The sequence below is a fragment of the Pseudomonas mosselii genome (assembly GCF_005796105.1).
GTDB lineage: Bacteria > Pseudomonadota > Gammaproteobacteria > Pseudomonadales > Pseudomonadaceae > Aquipseudomonas > Aquipseudomonas mosselii_C.
In genome coordinates this window covers 284,824-300,923 of the sequence record NZ_VAUO01000006.1, presented here as the reverse complement: position 1 = coordinate 300,923, position 16,100 = coordinate 284,824, and the positions used below count along the sequence as shown (strand labels likewise).

The 16,100-nt window shown below is 63.7% G+C and carries 16 protein-coding genes; 6 read left to right on the top strand and 10 right to left on the bottom strand.

Annotated features, from left to right (window positions below; genetic code table 11):
* Position 1 precedes the first annotated feature (1 nt).
* From FEM01_RS15125 to FEM01_RS15110, 4 genes are all read left to right on the top strand, one after another.
* On the top strand, positions 2 to 409 hold the full coding sequence (locus tag FEM01_RS15125) for a hypothetical protein (protein WP_138220287.1): 408 nt from the start codon (positions 2 to 4) through the stop codon (positions 407 to 409).
* 94 nt (positions 410 to 503) lie between these two features.
* A complete protein-coding gene (locus FEM01_RS15120) occupies positions 504 to 1,442 on the top strand; it encodes a 2-hydroxyacid dehydrogenase (protein WP_138220286.1) in 939 nt (312 codons plus the stop codon).
* Positions 1,443 to 1,626: 184 nt separating this feature from the next.
* Positions 1,627 to 2,568, top strand: a complete 942-nt coding sequence (locus FEM01_RS15115; protein ID WP_138220285.1) for a DMT family transporter — start codon at positions 1,627 to 1,629, stop codon at positions 2,566 to 2,568.
* 40 nt (positions 2,569 to 2,608) lie between these two features.
* Positions 2,609 to 2,947: an FKBP-type peptidyl-prolyl cis-trans isomerase gene (locus FEM01_RS15110; RefSeq protein ID WP_138220284.1), complete on the top strand. Its 339-nt coding sequence runs from the start codon at positions 2,609 to 2,611 to the stop codon at positions 2,945 to 2,947.
* Positions 2,948 to 2,992: 45 nt separating this feature from the next.
* On the opposite strand, the gene FEM01_RS15105 is transcribed toward FEM01_RS15110, so the two are convergent.
* The 3 genes from FEM01_RS15105 to FEM01_RS15095 all read right to left on the bottom strand — a co-directional run bounded on the left by FEM01_RS15105 (position 2,993) and on the right by FEM01_RS15095 (position 6,156).
* Positions 2,993 to 3,721: an aspartate/glutamate racemase family protein gene (locus FEM01_RS15105; RefSeq protein ID WP_138220283.1), complete on the bottom strand. Its 729-nt coding sequence runs from the start codon at positions 3,719 to 3,721 to the stop codon at positions 2,993 to 2,995.
* Between the two features lie 16 nt (positions 3,722 to 3,737).
* Positions 3,738 to 5,267, bottom strand: a complete 1,530-nt coding sequence (locus tag FEM01_RS15100; RefSeq protein ID WP_138220282.1) for an NCS1 family nucleobase:cation symporter-1 — start codon at positions 5,265 to 5,267, stop codon at positions 3,738 to 3,740.
* Positions 5,268 to 5,718: 451 nt separating this feature from the next.
* The gene (locus FEM01_RS15095; RefSeq protein WP_138220322.1) at positions 5,719 to 6,156 is read right to left on the bottom strand and encodes an Lrp/AsnC family transcriptional regulator; all 438 of its coding nucleotides are present in this window, start codon (positions 6,154 to 6,156) and stop codon (positions 5,719 to 5,721) included.
* A gap of 132 nt (positions 6,157 to 6,288) precedes the next feature.
* Between FEM01_RS15095 and FEM01_RS15085 the strand changes: the two genes are divergently transcribed.
* Entirely contained in the window at positions 6,289 to 7,185 is an 897-nt protein-coding gene (locus tag FEM01_RS15085; protein WP_138220281.1) for a DMT family transporter, read from the top strand.
* 45 nt (positions 7,186 to 7,230) lie between these two features.
* Positions 7,231 to 8,157 carry a class I SAM-dependent methyltransferase gene (locus tag FEM01_RS15080; RefSeq protein ID WP_138220280.1) on the top strand — a complete coding sequence of 309 codons (927 nt, stop codon included), beginning with the start codon at positions 7,231 to 7,233 and terminating at the stop codon, positions 8,155 to 8,157.
* Positions 8,158 to 8,210: 53 nt separating this feature from the next.
* Here FEM01_RS15080 and FEM01_RS15075 read toward each other — a convergent pair whose 3' ends face one another.
* The 7 genes from FEM01_RS15075 to hyi all read right to left on the bottom strand — a co-directional run bounded on the left by FEM01_RS15075 (position 8,211) and on the right by hyi (position 16,070).
* Entirely contained in the window at positions 8,211 to 9,212 is a 1,002-nt protein-coding gene (locus FEM01_RS15075; protein ID WP_138220279.1) for a sulfate ABC transporter substrate-binding protein, read from the bottom strand.
* 218 nt (positions 9,213 to 9,430) lie between these two features.
* Complete coding sequence (locus FEM01_RS15070) at positions 9,431 to 10,252, bottom strand: ion transporter (protein ID WP_138220278.1); 822 nt, start codon at positions 10,250 to 10,252, stop codon at positions 9,431 to 9,433.
* A gap of 46 nt (positions 10,253 to 10,298) precedes the next feature.
* The gene (locus tag FEM01_RS15065; RefSeq protein WP_138220277.1) at positions 10,299 to 11,174 is read right to left on the bottom strand and encodes an urea transporter; all 876 of its coding nucleotides are present in this window, start codon (positions 11,172 to 11,174) and stop codon (positions 10,299 to 10,301) included.
* A gap of 183 nt (positions 11,175 to 11,357) precedes the next feature.
* Positions 11,358 to 12,773, bottom strand: a complete 1,416-nt coding sequence (gene pyk, locus FEM01_RS15060; protein WP_138220276.1) for a pyruvate kinase — start codon at positions 12,771 to 12,773, stop codon at positions 11,358 to 11,360.
* Positions 12,770 to 14,044, bottom strand: a complete 1,275-nt coding sequence (locus FEM01_RS15055) for a glycerate kinase type-2 family protein (RefSeq protein WP_138220275.1) — start codon at positions 14,042 to 14,044, stop codon at positions 12,770 to 12,772. The genes pyk and FEM01_RS15055 overlap by 4 nt, the downstream gene beginning before the upstream one ends.
* Positions 14,045 to 14,209: 165 nt before the next feature.
* Positions 14,210 to 15,103: a 2-hydroxy-3-oxopropionate reductase gene (locus tag FEM01_RS15050; protein WP_138220274.1), complete on the bottom strand. Its 894-nt coding sequence runs from the start codon at positions 15,101 to 15,103 to the stop codon at positions 14,210 to 14,212.
* Between the two features lie 184 nt (positions 15,104 to 15,287).
* Positions 15,288 to 16,070 carry a hydroxypyruvate isomerase gene (gene hyi / locus FEM01_RS15045; protein WP_138220273.1) on the bottom strand — a complete coding sequence of 261 codons (783 nt, stop codon included), beginning with the start codon at positions 16,068 to 16,070 and terminating at the stop codon, positions 15,288 to 15,290.
* Positions 16,071 to 16,100 lie beyond the last annotated feature (30 nt).

Sequence of the window (16,100 nt, the reverse complement as noted above, 5' to 3'; positions counted from 1 at the left end):
CATGCACAGCATCGTCCGCCTGACCCTGATCACCTTGGCCGTGGGTCTGTCCGCGTGTACGGTGCATGAGCCGCGTGAACGCGAGCCATTGCCGCCGATCGAGAGCGTTCCGCCCCAGGGACCGGTGGTCAAGCCCCTGCCTGGCAGTAAGCCGAGCGCGCCGGCTGCGATCCCCAAACCCATGCCGCGCACCTCGGCAAGCTTTGCCCCCCCGCCTGGGGGGGGCAGCCACTGGGATCCGAAGCTTGGGGTGTATGTGCTGGAGAAACAGCCCAACACCTTTTACCGTCAGCGTACCTACTACCGCTGGGACAGCGGCTGGAGCTGGTCGCTGAGCCCCAATGGCCCTTGGCAGGAAACCGACAGCAGTGGCGTGCCCGGTGGTTTGGGCAGGGCGTTTGCGCAATGACCTGCTTGCCTTCCGTGCGCGCACGGCTAGCCGCGTGATGACGTGATACCGTTGGTCACCGCATAATGCCGCTTCGCATAGATCCGGAGGTGGCATGAGCAAGACCGTTCTGGTGTTGGTTGAAACCGTCGACGATTACCTGCCGCTGCTGGAACAGGCCGGCTATCGGCTGATCCGCGCGCCGTCCCCGAAACTGCGCGCCGACGCCATTGCCCGGCATGCCGGGAAGATCGACGCGGTGCTCACCCGTGGCCCGCTAGGCTTGAGCGCAGCCGAGATCGACGCGCTGCCCCAGTTGAAGATCATTTGTGTGATTGGCGCAGGCTACGAGCAGGTCGACTTGGCCGCGGCTGTCGCACGCGGCATTCCCGTGACCAACGGCGCTGGCGCCAATGCCGGCCCGGTCGCCGACCATGCCCTGGCTATTCTGCTGGCGTTGCTGCGTGACATCCCTCGCGCCGATACCAGCACCCGACGCGGTGAGTGGAACCGCGTGATCAGCCCTTCGGTCAGTGGCAAGCGCATCGGCATCCTCGGCTTTGGCGCAGTCGGCCAAGCCATCGCCCGGCGTGCAAACCTGGGGTTCGACATGCACGTCAGCTACCACAGCCGCACCCCGCGTCCAGACGTGCCCTACACCTGGTATGACAGCCCGCTGCACCTGGCCGAGGCAGTAGACATCCTGGTAGTTGCCACGCCAGGTGGCGCCGGCACGCGCCACTTGGTTGATGCCCAGGTGCTTGCGGCGCTGGGCGCCGAGGGCTACCTGGTGAATATCGCGCGGGCCAGCGTGGTCGACACCCAGGCGTTGGTAGCGGCCTTGCAGCAGGGCCTGATCGCCGGCGCCGCGCTGGATGTGTTCGATGACGAACCCGCCGTGCCTGATGCGCTGAAGGCGCTGGGTAACACTGTGCTGACCCCGCATGTGGCGGGCCAGTCGCCGGAGGCGGCACGCGACACCGTGAACTTGGTGTTGCGCAACCTGCAAGCCTTCTTTGCCGGCGAACCTGTACTGACCCCCGTTCGCGGCTGATTCTTTTCTGTTGTTCGCCCGGCGTCCTGCTGGGCGTGTCGTGGGGCCAGCAGGGCCCCACCTGGTTGCAGTGCGAGATGACCGGCCAGCAGGTTTGCGACGAATTCAGCTGATCGCGCACGCAACCTTTGCCCGGCGACGCGCGCAGCGGTAGCCTGCGCCATCGCTACAGAGGAGCGCGCAGGTGAAGCGTGGGGTGATGTATGCCGGCCTGGCCGGCGCGTTGTGGGGCATGGTGCTGATGGTTCCGCAGCTTTTGCCGGAGTTCAATCCGATGCTGCTGGCCAGTGTGCGCTACGTGATGGTCGGGGTGATCTCGCTGTTGCTGGCCGTGCCCATGGCCCGCCAGCTACGCCAACTGAGCGCGGCGGATGGGTGGATGCTGCTGCGCCTGGCGGTGGTGGGCAACCTGTTGTACTTCATTTGCCTGGCGGCGGCGATCCAGCGCCTGGGCGTGGCACCGGCCTCTCTGATTGTCGGTGTGCTACCGCTGACCATCACCCTATACGGTCGCAACGACACTGGCGCGGTGCCGCTGGCGCGCCTGGTCGGCCCGCTGGCGCTGATCCTCGGCGGTATGCTGTGCATCAACCTGCAAACCTTCGCCTTCGCCGACGGTGACTTGGGCGACAAGCTGCTGGGCCTGCTGTTCGCCTTGGCCGCGCTGGCCTGCTGGACTTGGTACGGCGTGCAGAACAGCCGCTACCTCAAGCAGTGCGGGCATTTCGACAGCCATCAGTGGTCGGTGTTGTGCGGGGTGCTGACCGGGCTTGCCAGCCTGGTGATGGTGGCGGTGCTGGCGCTGTGGCAACCGCAGCAGTTGCAGGTGCAGGCGGCGCCGGCGCGCTGGGTGCTGTTCTGGCTGGCGAGCCTGGGCTGTGCGGTGCTTGGCTCGTGGCTGGCAATGACGCTGTGGAACGCGGCGTCCAAGCGCCTGCCACTGACCCTCACTGGGCAGTTGATTGTGTTCGAGACGCTGTTTGCGCTGTTGTATGCCTTCCTCTGGCGCCAGCGTGGCCCGAGTTTGCTGGAGGCCGCGGCGATCGTGCTGGTGATGGGCGGCGTGCTGTGGTCGCTACGCCTGCATGGGCCGCGCGATGCGCTTGCCAAAACCGTGCATACCTGAGAAAACGGCCGCCGTTCGCAATTGTTTCGAGGAACCTGCCATGAGCAGTGAGCTGCACATCACCGATCTTCAGGAAGGCGACGGCAAGGCCGTGGTCAAGGGCGCATTGATTACCACCCAGTACACCGGCTGGCTGGCCGACGGCAGCGAGTTCGACTCGTCCTGGTCGCGCGGCAAGCCGTTCCAGTGCGTGATCGGCACCGGTCGGGTGATCAAGGGCTGGGACCAGGGCCTGATGGGCATGCGTGTCGGCGGCAAGCGCCGGTTGCAGGTACCGGCGCAATTGGGCTATGGCGAGCGTAGCGTGGGTTCGATCCCACCGAATTCGGACCTGACGTTCGAGATCGAACTGCTCGAAGTGCTGACCCGCGACGACTAGGCGGCGCCTTCATCCCATGCTGCGCCGCCGCAGGTCGTCACCCCATCAACGCCCGAAGCGCATCGGCCAGCCGACCACCTGCTTGGCCCTGGGCGTTGCATAGGTGCGCACCTTGGAGGTGCTCAAACCCAGGCGAACCAGTGATTCGGCAATGGTCACCGCCGCGCTCACGCCATCGACCACGGGCACGCCGGTACGCTGGCGGATCTGCTCGTCGAGCCCGGCCATGCCGCCGCAGCCCAGGCAGATCACCTCGGCCTTGTCCTCGCGCACGGCCCGCTCGGCCTGTTCGACGATCGCCTCCACGGCGCGCTGCGGGTCTTGCTCCAGCTCCAGCACCGCCAGGCCGCTGGCGCGTACCGAGGCGCAGCGGTCGTACAGGCCCGACAGCTTCAGGCGGTCTTCGATCAAGGGCACGGTGCGGTCCAGAGTGGTGACCACCGAGTACGCATGGCCCAGGTACATGGCGGTGCTGGCGGCGGCGTCGGTGATGTCCACCACCGGCACATTCAGCAGCTCTTGCAGGCCCTCGCGGCCGTGCTCGCCGTAGCCGGCCTGGATCACCGCGTCATACGGTTGGTCGTAGGCCAGTACGCGGTCCATTACGGCGATGGCGGCCAGATAGCTTTCGAAGTTGCCTTCCACGGATTCGGCGCCGAACCAGGGGGTCAGGCCGACGATTTCGGTGCCGGGCGCCGCGACGCTGCGGGCCTGCTCGGCAATCGCCTCGGTGATGGCTTCGGTGGTGTTGACGTTGACGATCAGAATACGCATTGCAGAACTCCAGGAATCAATGGCTGCTGTGGTCGACGGCGATGCACTCACCACTCACGTCGAGATACTGACGATTGCGTGGGGCGATCAGCAGGTAGACAGCGGCGGCGATACCCGCTCCGATCAGCCACGAGAACGGCGCGATGTGCTGGAAGTGCGGCACCAAGGCCAGGACGATGGCGAGCAACGCTGCCGGCAAGAAGGCCGCTACCGCACGCAGGTTGATGCCGCGGCTGTAGTGGTAGGCGCCGGCAGGGTGCTCGCTGTACAGCTGCGGCACGTTGATGCAGCCCTTACGCAGCAGCCAGTAGTCGGCCATGATCACACCGTATAGCGGGCCGAGCAGCGCGCCGAGGCCGGACAGGAAGTACACGATCACCAGCGGGCTGTTGTAGAGGTTCCACGGCAGGATCACTACCGCCAGCGTTGCACTGATCAGCCCGGCACGACGGAAGTTCAGGTGGCGTGGCGCCAGATTGCTGAGCACGAACGCAGGGGCGACGAAGTTGGCCATGATGTTCACCGCCACGGTGACGATCAGGAACGCCAGGCAGCCCAGTACCAGGAACGCGGTATCGGGGATGCTGGCGACGATCTGCGTTGGGCTGTCGATGACCTGGCCGTTGATCTGGAACTGTGCGCCGCACAGCACAACAGTAATGGCGGCAAATACCAGAATGTTCACTGGCAGGCCCCAGAAGTTGCCCACGCGAATGGTCTTGCGGCAGGGCGCGCTGCGCGCGAAGTCGCAGAAGTTCAGCACCAGGGTGCCGTAGATCGCCAGCCACAGTGCGCCACCGGCGAAGATGTTGCGCCACATGTCCATGCCGGTGAGGGGCTCTGCCACCGACCAGGCGATCCGCGCGTCGGCCTTGAAGTACATGAACACTGCAAGGCTGGCTACGGTCAGCAGGATCACCGGGCCGGCGAAGCCTTCGTAACGGCGCACCATCTCCATGCCGTAGGCCAGGATCACCAGTTGCACCAGCCAGATCGACACGAAGCACAGCCAGCCCAGGCTCGAAAGCCCCAGGATGCTGTCCTGGTCGTAGGCGGCCACCTGCGGCCATACCGCCGTCAGCAGCACCCGCAGTACCACCGAGGCCAGGTAGGTCTGGATGCCGAACCAGGCGATGGCGATCACCGCGCGGATCAGTGCCGGGATTTGTGCGCCGTGGATACCGAAGGCAATGCGACTGATGACCGGGAACGGTACGCCGGTCTTCTGCCCCATGTAGCCGGACAGGTTCATGAAGAAGTAAACCAGCGCCGCGCCGATCGCCAGCGACAGCAGGATCTGCCAGCCACCCAGGCCGAGTGCGAACAGCCCCATGGCAAAGGAATAGTTGGCGATGTTGTGCACATCGTTGGTCCACAGCGCAAAAATGCTGTAGCCACCCCAGCGACGACCTTCGATGCGGGTCGGGGCGAGGTCTCGATTGTGCAGGCGCGGGCTTAGGCCAAGATCGGCCGGATGGCCTTCAAGCGGCGTGGACGTGGGATGGGTGCTGGCAACGGTCAGTTCAGGGGCAAGGCTGCTACTCATTCCGGCGGCTCCTGATGCGTTTGACTGCGATGAGCGGGCGCTGGCGCACGGGCTCGCCATCTCGTCGGTGCAGGCGTTGGCATCACTGGGTTCTGGGCGCAGCGGTCGCTGTCGGGCGACGCTGCGGGTTCTTGTGTATTTATGTTTTGCTTTGTTTGTATACAAAAAATGAGCACATGAAAGCCATTTCCATGCCAGGATGAATCCAGTTTATAGGCGACTAATAGTTTTAGTTTTTCTTATTTTTCATTAACTCAATGAATTAAATGAATTATAAATTGACCGATTGGGCAGATTTATTTTTATGAATGGCTTATTAGTTGATCATTTGGTCAACATTATGAGTGGAGAGTGTGTAACTTAATGGGGCGTCATACGCATAAAGTGCACACAAAGATGGCACCTAAGGTGACGTTTATGTGTACAAAAAATAGGCACTAAACCGCTATTGCTACGCCATCGGCGGTAGGCGGCGCTTCACTGGGGTTTTCTTGATGATCGCCGTGTTGGTTTCGGCTAGCACATTGAGGCGGTCGAGCAGGGTGTCGAGCTGTTCCATCGAACGCACATGCAGACGGGCAATGAAGCAGTCCTCGCCGGTCACCTTGTCGCATTCGGTGAATTCGGCAATGCCGATGATCTGCCGCTCCACTTCCTGCAACTGCCCGGGCAACGGACGAATGCGCACGATGGCCTGCAATTGATAGCCAAAGCAGCGCGGATCGACGTCCACGGTATAGCCGCGCAGTACACCGCGCTCTTCGAGCCGACGTAGGCGTTCGCTGACGCTGGGCGCCGATAGCCCGCTGACTTGAGCGAGGGCTTTTAGCGAGCGGCGCGAGTCCTCCATCAGGGCGTTGATCAACAGTTGGTCGATGGCGTCAGGCATGGCTACCTCGTTAGGCAATGAGTGGGATTTGCCTTGATAGTAAAGGCAAGAACGCAGCTGTGCCTTGGATATCCGCTGGAGGGGGCTTTGGCCCCCGCGCATACTGTGCCCATCGTGTACAGGAGTTGTGAGATGGACGATTCATTGCGCCGTGGTTCGCTGGAAATGCTCGCGGCCATGCTGATTTCCGGGAGCATTGGCTGGTTCGTGCTGGTGTCTGGGCAGCCTGTGGCAGAGGTGGTGTTCTGGCGCTGCGTGTTCGGTGCCGGCACGCTGCTGCTGATCTGTGCGGCGATGGGGTTTCTCAAGCCGGGTGTGCTGACCCGCGCCACGTTTCTGCTGGCAGTGGCCAGCGGTTTGGCCATCGTCGGTAACTGGGTGCTGCTGTTCGCCTCGTACTCACGGGCGTCGATCGCCATCGGGACGGCGGTCTACAACGTTCAGCCATTCATGCTGGTGGGCCTGGCAGCGGTGTTCCTCGGTGAGAAGATCACTGCGCCCAAGCTGGCCTGGCTGAGCGTGGCCTTCGTGGGCATGTTGGCGATCGTCAGTGCCCACGGTGCCGGGCAGGCCAGTGGCGACGACTACCTGGCGGGCATTGCCCTGGCACTCGGGGCTGCGTTGCTGTATGCGATTGCGGCGCTGATCATCAAGCGTCTCAAGGGTACGCCGCCGCACCTGATCGCCTTGATCCAGGTAGCCACCGGGGTGCTGCTGTTGGCGCCACTCGTACGCCCGAGCGGGTTGCCCGGCGAGACATCGGCCCTGGTCAGTCTGGTCACCCTCGGAGTCGTGCACACGGGGCTGATGTACGTGCTGCTGTACAGCGCCATTCAGCGCCTGCCCACGGCGTTGACCGGCGCGTTGTCGTTCATTTACCCGATTGCCGCGATCCTGGTCGACTGGGTGGCCTTCGGGCACCACCTGGCAGCGTTGCAGTGGCTGGGGGTGGGGCTGATCCTGCTGGCGGCGGCCGGCATGCAGCAGGGGTGGTGGTTCCGCTCGGCGCCATTGGCCGTTCAGAAGTGAAGGCCCACAGGGTAGAATGCCGCCTTTTCCAGCCTGCGACCCGCCATGACTTCGCCGATCCACACCCTTGAACAGCACCTGCTCGCGGCCCTTGAGCCTGCGCCCGAAGAGACCCGCCGCCTGTTCCACGGCCGTGGCCGTTGCTGGCCGGGGCTGGAGCAGATCACGGTCGACTGGCTGCAGGGCGTGCTCTCGGTGGCGTTGTTCCGTGAGCTGGACACCGACCTGCTGGCCGAACTCGAAGCGATGCTGCGCAACCTGGCGATGCGTGCACAGTGGACCGGCCAGGCCATTCTCATCCAGCACCGCTACTTGCCGGACAGCCCGGGGCAGTGGCTGGTGGGTGAGCCTTGCCAGCAGCGCGAGGTGATCGAGGATGGCCTGACCTACTTGCTCGACCTTGGCGTGCGCCAGAACACCGGCCTGTTCCTCGACATGCGCTATGGCCGGCGTTGGGTGCGCGAGCAGGCCGACGGCAAGCGGGTGCTCAACCTGTTTGCGTACACTTGTGGGTTCTCGGTCGCGGCGATTGCGGGGGGGGCCGAGCAGGTGGTCAACCTCGACATGGCCAAGTCGGCGCTGTCGCGTGGCCGCGACAACCACCGGCTCAATGGCCACGATGCCTCGCGTGTCGCGTACCTGGGGCATGAGCTGTTCAAGTCGTGGGGCAAGGTGCGCAAGTACGGGCCATACGACCTGATCATCATCGACCCGCCGACCTTCCAGCGCGGCAGCTTCGTGCTGACCCAGGACTACGGCAAGATCTTGCGGCGCTTGCCGGAATTGCTGACGGATGCGGGAACCGTGCTGGCCTGCGTGAATGATCCAGGGATCGGGCCGCAGTTCTTGATCGACGGCATGGCCGAGCATGCGCCAGGCTTGCAGTTCGTCGAGCGGCTGGAGAATCCGCCGGAGTTTCCCGATGCGGACCCTGAGGGTGGCTTGAAGGCCTTGGTGTTCCGTCAGGCTTGATGTGGCCAGCACCGGCCTCTTCAGCGCGAAGAGGCCGGTGCTGCGCACATCTGTTATTGCTTGTCAGTGTAGATCTGATCGAACACGCCGCCGTCATTGAAGTGAGTCTTCTGCACGCTGCGCCAGTCGCCGAAGGTCTTTTCTACCGACAGGAAATCGACTTTCGGGAAGCGGTCGGTGTACTTGGCCAGCACCGTAGCGTCACGCGGGCGCAAGTAGTTCTGCGCGGCGATCTCCTGGGCCGCTGGCGACCACAGGTACTTCAGGTATTCCTCGGCCACGGCCTGGGTGTTTTTCTTGGCCACCACTTTGTCGACCACGCTGACCGGCGGCTCCGCTTCGGCCGACACGCTTGGGTAGACCACCTCGAATTGATCGCGGCCGAACTCTCGAGCGATCATCTCGGCCTCGTTCTCGAAGGTTACCAGCACATCGCCGATCTGGTTGGTCATGAACGTGGTGGTGGCGGCGCGGCCACCGGTGTCGAGGACCGGCGCCTGCTTGAACAGCTTGCCGACGAAGGCGCGGGCCTTGGTTTCGTCACCGCCTTGCTTGAGCACGTAGCCCCAGGCCGAGAGATAGGTGTAGCGGCCGTTGCCCGAGGTCTTGGGGTTGGGCACGATGACCTGTACACCGTCCTTGAGTAGATCCGGCCAGTCTTTCAGTGCCTTGGGGTTGCCCTTGCGCACGATGAACACGGTGGCCGAGGTGAACGGCGCGCTGTTGTTCGGCAGGCGGGTCACCCAGTTGTCCGGCACCAGCTTGCCGTTGTCGGCCAGGGCGTTGATGTCGGTTGCCATGTTCATGGTGATGACATCGGCTGGCAGGCCGTCGATCACGGCGCGTGCCTGTTTGCTCGAACCGCCGAAGGACATCTGCACATTGACCTTCTCGTTGTGCTCGGCTTCCCAGTGTTTCTGGAAGGCTGGGTTGTAGTCCTTGTAGAAGTCGCGCATCACGTCGTAGGAAACGTTGAGCAGGGTCGGGGCAGCCTGGGCCAGGTTGCCAAGGGCAAGGCCTGCGGCGAGCAGCGAGGCGCTGAAGAGTTTTTTCACGTTGCGTCCTTGTTGTTCAAAGGTTCTTGGGCAGAGTGCCAGCGACTATAGCGGTTGGCCCTGTGCTGGCTAAAGAACAAAAACAACTTTGGTTATGCCGCTGTCGGTACCGGCCCTTTCGCGGGCAAGCCCGCTCTCACAGGTAAGGCGCAGCCTGTAGAAGCTGCGCGGTCCCTGTGGGAGCGGGCTTGCCCGCGAAGGGGCCATCGAATGCAACCTCAATGCTTGGCGAACAGCGCATTACCACAGCGCGAACAAAACGCCGCCCCATGTTCATGGCTCTTCTTGGCACACACCGGGCAATCATGCTGCAACTGTTCCCCGCGCATGGCATTGGCCAGCTCTGCCGTGAAGATGCCGGTGGGCACGGCAATGATCGAATAACCGGTAATCATCACCAGCGACGACAGCACTTGCCCCAGAGGGGTCTTCGGCACGATATCGCCAAAGCCGACGGTGGTGAGGGTGACGATGGCCCAGTAGATGCCTTTAGGGATGCTGGTGAACCCATGTTCAGGCCCCTCGACCACGTACATCAAAGTGCCAAACACTGTTACCAGGGTCGATACGCTGACCAGGAACACGATGATCTTCTGCTTGCTGCCCTGCAGCGCCGCGAGCAGGTAGTGGGCCTGCTTGAGGTACGGGCTGAGCTTGAGCACACGGAATATTCGTAGCATGCGCACCACGCGGACGATCAGCAGGTACTGCGCGTCGCTGTAGTACAGGGCGATGATCCCCGGCACGATCGCCAGCAGGTCGACCAGCCCGTAGAAGCTGAAGGCATAGCGCAGTGGCTTGGGCGAGCAGTACAGGCGGGTCAGGTACTCGGCCAGGAAGACCGCCGTGAAGCCCCATTCGATGGCGGCCAGCAGGCCGGCGTAGCCTTGGTGTACCTCGTCGATGCTGTCGAGGATCACTGTGACCAGGCTGGCCAGGATGATCAGCAGCAGGACTTTGTCGAAGCGTCTTCCAGCGACGGTGTCGGTCTGGAAGACGATCACGTAGAGCCGCTCGCGCAGGCTCGCAGGGTTGTTCATGGGCACTGTCCGTCAGGTACGAAGGGCAGAGCCTAGGGGGTGGATTTCAGCTGTGCAAGCGATGCACGCCGCTGCGCTGGTTAGGCTGTGTCAGATGCGTACCCAGGTGCATCAACCAGCAGGCGACCACGAACGGCGCCGTCAGCCCGGCAACCGGCAACAGGTTGAACAGAGGCTGCAACAGCAGCGCGATGACAATGGCCAGCAACGTCACCCACGCTCGTTCGCCTTGGCGACTGAAGGCCAATGCTGCCAGCGCCGCATTGAACCCATATAACCCCATCCACACCGCCTGTCCTTCACCGGCCAGCAGCGCCACGGCGCCGCCGAGCATCGAGCCGATCACCGCCCAGGTGGCGGCGTAGGGATTGGCGAAGTACATGCCGATGACGATCAGCAACCCGCCCATTGGCTTGTCGAGCAGGAAGATCTGCCCCACGCCGCGCAGCAGGGCGTACAGCGGGTCGGCTTCGACGTAGGTGGCAGCGCCAGGCTCGGCCAGCATCAGCGTGGCCCAGCCCAGCAGCACGAAGGGTGCGGTATACGCCGTGAGCAGCTTGCCGCCGCGCTTGCGCCACTGGTGGGTGAGCATGCTCGACAGCCCGCCTGCGGCGATGATCAGCGGCGGCAGGATGGCCGACCACGGCAGCACGGCGCTGATCAGGATGCCGATCAGCACGCCGTTGTAGCTGTACAGCCCGGCCTGGCGGTCGGCGCGCTCGTAACCGCGGCGCTGGGCTGTGAGCAGGCCGGCCAAGGCGCCGAGCAGGGCGCCGCCGACCAGCGACGGCGCAGTCATCAGGATGGCCAGCAGGCAGCACAGGCCGCACAGGGGATTGCGCAGCAGCAGCACCTGGCTGAAACCGTTGAGTAACGCCGTGGCCCAGTCCGGGCACGGGTTGACGAAATTTTTCGTGTACATGGGCAGTCAGTAAGGTGGAAGGGTAAGCGCTGGGCCTCTTCGGGCCTCGTTTTTGCGCAGGTTCGGCGTAACGGGGAGGGCTTTGCCCTCCGTTCGCGGCACAAGACCGCTCCTACCGGAAACGCATGCTCTAGTAGGAGCGGCCTGGTGCCGCGAAAGGGGCGCAAAGCGCCCCCAGCGATCTCAGACCAGTGTCTCGATGCGCAGCGTATTGGTCGTGCCCGGCTTTCCGAACGGGACACCGGCGGTGATCAGCAGGGTGTCACCCCGGCTGGCCATGCCTTGGGCTTGGGCAATCTCCAATGCGGTGGACACCACCTCATCGACCTGGCGCAGACGGTCGTTGACCACCGAATGCACGCCCCAGGTCACGCTCAGGCGGCGCGCGGTCTTGAGGTTGGGGGTCAGGTTGAGGATCGGCGCACGCGGACGCTCGCGGGCGGCGCGCAGGGTCGATGCGCCCGACTCGCTGTAGTTGACCAGCACCGCTACCGGCAGAATGCCGCTGATCCGGCGAATCGCGCAGCTGATGGCGTCCGACACCGTGGCCTCGGCCTTGGGCCTGCCGACCTCCAACTGGGCCTGGTAGTCGGGGCCGTTTTCTACCTGGCGGATGATCTTGCTCATCATCTGCACCGCCTCCAGTGGGTAGTCGCCCGATGCCGTTTCGGCCGACAGCATCACCGCATCGGCGCCTTCGGCCACGGCATTGGCCACGTCGGTGACCTCGGCGCGGGTCGGGGCTGGTGAGAAACGCATGGATTCGAGCATTTGCGTGGCTACCACCACCGGCTTGCCCAGTTGGCGGCAGGTGTCGATGATGCGCTTCTGGATCTGCGGCACGCTTTCGGCGGGCACCTCCACGCCCAGGTCGCCACGCGCCACCATGATCGCGTCGGACAGCTCGGCGATGGCGCCGAGTTGCTCGACTGCCGAGGGCTTCTCGATCTTGGCCATCAGGTAGGCACGATCACCAATCAGCTGGCGGGCCTCGACGATGTCTTCAGGACGCTGCACGAACGATAGCGCCACCCAATCGACTCCCAGCTCCAGGCCGAAGGTCAGGTCGCGGCGGTCCTTTTCGGTGAGTGGTGACAGGTCCAGCACCGCCTGGGGCACGTTCACGCCCTTGCGGTCGGACAGCTCGCCACCGTTGAGCACTTCGGTGTCGATGGCATCGCTGTGCTTGGCGGTTACCCGCAGGCGCAGCTTGCCGTCGTCCAGCAGCAGGTGCATGCCCGGTTGCAGCGCCGCGATGATTTCCGGGTGCGGCAGGTTGACCCGGCGGCTGTCGCCTGGGGTCTTGTCCAGGTCCAGACGCAGGGCCTGACCGCGTTGCAGTTGGACCTTGCCTTCGGCGAAGCGGCCTACGCGCAGCTTGGGCCCTTGCAGGTCCATGAGGATACCCAAGGGGTAGTTCAGTTGCTGCTCGACTTCGCGGATCCACTGGTAGCGCAGGGCGTGGTCGGCATGTTCGCCGTGGCTGAAGTTCAGGCGGAAGATGTTCACCCCGGCTTCGACCAGCTGGCGGATGTCGTCGATGCCTTTGATCGCAGGGCCGAGGGTGGCGAGGATCTTCACTTTTTTATCAGGCGTCATGATTGGGCAGTCTCGAGGATCAGGATGGCGCGGAAGTCGTTGACGTTGGTGCGGGTCGGCTCGGTGACGATCAGTGCATCGAGCGCGGCGAAGTAGCCGTAGCCGTTGTTGTTGTCCAGCTCGTCGCTGGCCGACAGGCCCAGGGCCTCGGCGCGGGCGTAGCTGTCTGGGGTCATGCAGGCGCCGGCGTTTTCTTCCGAGCCGTCGATGCCGTCGGTGTCACCGGCCAGGGCGTACACGCCCGACAGGCCCTTGAGGCTTTCGGTGAGGCTGAGCAGGAACTCGGCGTTGCGCCCGCCACGGCCATTGCCGCGTACGGTGACCGTGGTCTCGCCGCCGGAGAGGATCACGCAGGGAGCCTTGAGCGGTTGGCCATGCTGGACGATCTGCCGGGTGATACCGGCATGCACCTTGGCCACCTCACGCGACTCGCCTTCCAGGTCGCCAAGGATCAGCGGGCTGAAGCCGGCGTGGCGAGCTTTCACGGCAGCGGCTTCCAGCGACTGCTGGGGCTTGGCGATCAGTTGGAAATGGCTGCGCGCTAGGGCCGGGTCATCGGCCTTGACGGTTTCCGAGGCGGGGTTTTTGAGCCAGTCGATGACCGCTTGCGGGGCGGCGATGTCGTAGCGCTTTAGAATCGCCAGGGCATCGGCCGAGGTGCTCGGATCGGCCACGGTGGGGCCGGAGGCGATGACCGTGGCCAGGTCTCCAGGCACATCGGAAATCGCATAGGTGTACACCGTGGCCGGCCAGCAGGCCTTGGCCAGGCGGCCGCCCTTGATCGCCGAGAGGTGCTTGCGCACGCAGTTCATCTCACCGATTGTGGCGCCGGATTTGAGCAGCGCCTTGTTGATCTGCTGTTTGTCGGCGAGGGTCAGGCCGTCGGCGGGCAGGGCCAGCAGGGCTGAGCCACCGCCGGAGAGCAGGAAGATGACGCGGTCGTCTTCTGTAAGGTTGCTGACCAGTTCCAGCACCCGCTTGGCTACGGCTAGCCCAGCGGCGTCGGGGACCGGGTGTGCGGCTTCGACCACCTCGATCTTTTGGCAGTTGGCGCCGTGGCCATAGCGCGTCACGACCAGGCCCGAGACCTCGCCTTGCCAGCATTTTTCGACCACTTCAGCCATGGCGGCGGCGGCCTTGCCGGCGCCGATGACGATCACCCGGCCGCTGCGGTCGGCGGGCAGGTAGGGTTCGAGGACCTGGCGGGGGTGGGCGGCGGCGATGGCTGTGTCGAACAGGTCGCGGAGAATTTTTTGCGGATCGACCGACATGGCAGGCTCCCTTTATTGTTGTTCTGCGCAATTGAAAACGCCCCTGGAACTGCCTCCGTGCAGGCCGAACCAGGGGCGGTCCCCAGAGCTGCAAGCTTCAAGCTACAAGCCGCAAGCAAAAGCAGATGGGCTTTCACTGGCTGCTTGAGGCTTACAGCTTGAAGCTTATTTCTCGTCGCGAATCGAGAAGTTGGCCATGTGCTCCAGGCCTTTGATCAGCGCCGAGTGGTCCCAGTTGCCGCCGCCCAGCGCTACGCAGGTGCTGAACACTTGCTGGGCGTTGGAGGTGTTGGGCAGGTTGATGCCCAGCTCCTTGGCGCCTTGCAGGGCCAGGTTCAGGTCCTTCTGGTGCAGGTTGATGCGGAAGCCTGGGTCGAAGGTGCCCTTGATCATGCGCTCGGCGTGTACTTCGAGGATCTTCGAGGAGGCGAAGCCGCCCATCAGCGCCTCACGTACCTTGGCCGGGTCGGCGCCGTTCTTGGCAGCGAACAGCAGGGCTTCGCTGACGGCCTGGATGTTCAGCGCGACGATGATCTGGTTGGCTACCTTGGCGGTCTGGCCATCGCCGTTGCCGCCGACGCGGGTGATGTTCTTGCCCATGGCTTCGAACAGCGGCAGCGCGCGCTCGAAGGCTTTCGGGCAGCCGCCGACCATGATGCTCAGGGTGCCGGCCTTGGCGCCGACTTCACCGCCGGATACCGGGGCGTCCAGGTAGGCGGCGCCGGTGGCCTTGATCTTCTCGGCGAAGGCTTTGGTGGCGGTGGGGGAGATCGAACTCATGTCGATCACCACCTTGTTCGGGCCCACGCCTTCGGCAACGCCGTTGTCACCGAACAGGACGCTCTCGACCTGCGGGGTATCGGGGACCATGACGATAATGAATTCAGCTTCCTGGGCCACCTCTTTCGGGTTGGCCAGGGCCACCGCGCCGGCGGCGATCAGGTCAGCTGGCGCTGCGTCGTGGTGGGTGGAGACGAAGAGACTGTGACCTGCTTTTTGCAGGTTCTGAGCCATGGGCTTGCCCATGATGCCGGTGCCGATGAAACCGATTTTAGCCATGAGAGATTACCTCGTTGTATTTGTTGAATCTCGATGGAGCAGGCAACGCAGGCCCTCTGGTTGGACGCGGAACACTGAGGAGCGGGTTTACCCGCGAATGCGATGGTGGCTTCTCTGACGCGTTCGCGGGTGAACCCGCTCCCACAGGGCCTTGTGTTATCCCATAGGGGCCTGTGCTCAGCCCTTAGATTGCGTTGTGCGTCTTCAGCCAGCCCAAACCTGCCTCGGTGGTGGTCTTGGGCTTGTATTCCGCGCCCACCCAGCCCTGGTAGCCGATGCGGTCAAGGTGCTCGAACAGGAAGCGGTAGTTGATCTCGCCGGTGCCCGGTTCGTGGCGACCCGGGTTGTCGGCCAGTTGCACGTGGTTGATCTGCGCCAGGTTGGCTTCCAGGGTGCGCGCCAGGTCACCTTCCATGATCTGCATGTGGTAGATGTCGTACTGCAGGAACAGGTTGTCGCTGCCCACCTCGGCCTGGATGTCCAGTGCTTGTTTTGTGGTGTTCAGGTAGAAGCCTGGAATATCGCGGGTGTTGATCATTTCCATGACCAGGCGAATCCCTGCGCCCTTGAGCTTGTCGGCGGCGTAGCGCAGGTTGTCGACGAAGGTCTTGCGCACGCTCGCGCAGTCCGGGCCTTGCGGGCGGATGCCGGCCAGGGCGTTGACCTGGGTGTTGCCCAGCACCTTGGCGTACTCGATGGCCTTGTCGACCCCGGCGCGGAACTCTTCGACGCGGTCAGGGTGGCAGGTGATACCGCGCTCACCGTTGGCCCAGTCGCCTGCTGGCAGGTTGAACAGCACCTGGGTCAGGCCGTGGGCGTCGAGCTGCTGCTTGATTTCGGTTGCGCTGAAATCGTAGGGAAAGAGGTATTCGACGCCGCTGAAGCCAGCATCGGCGGCCGCTTTGAAGCGGGCCAGGAAATCCTGTTCGGTGAACAGCATGGACAGGTTGGCAGCGAAGCGAGGCATGCTTGTCTCCTTGCGTTGAAGGCCCCCGCG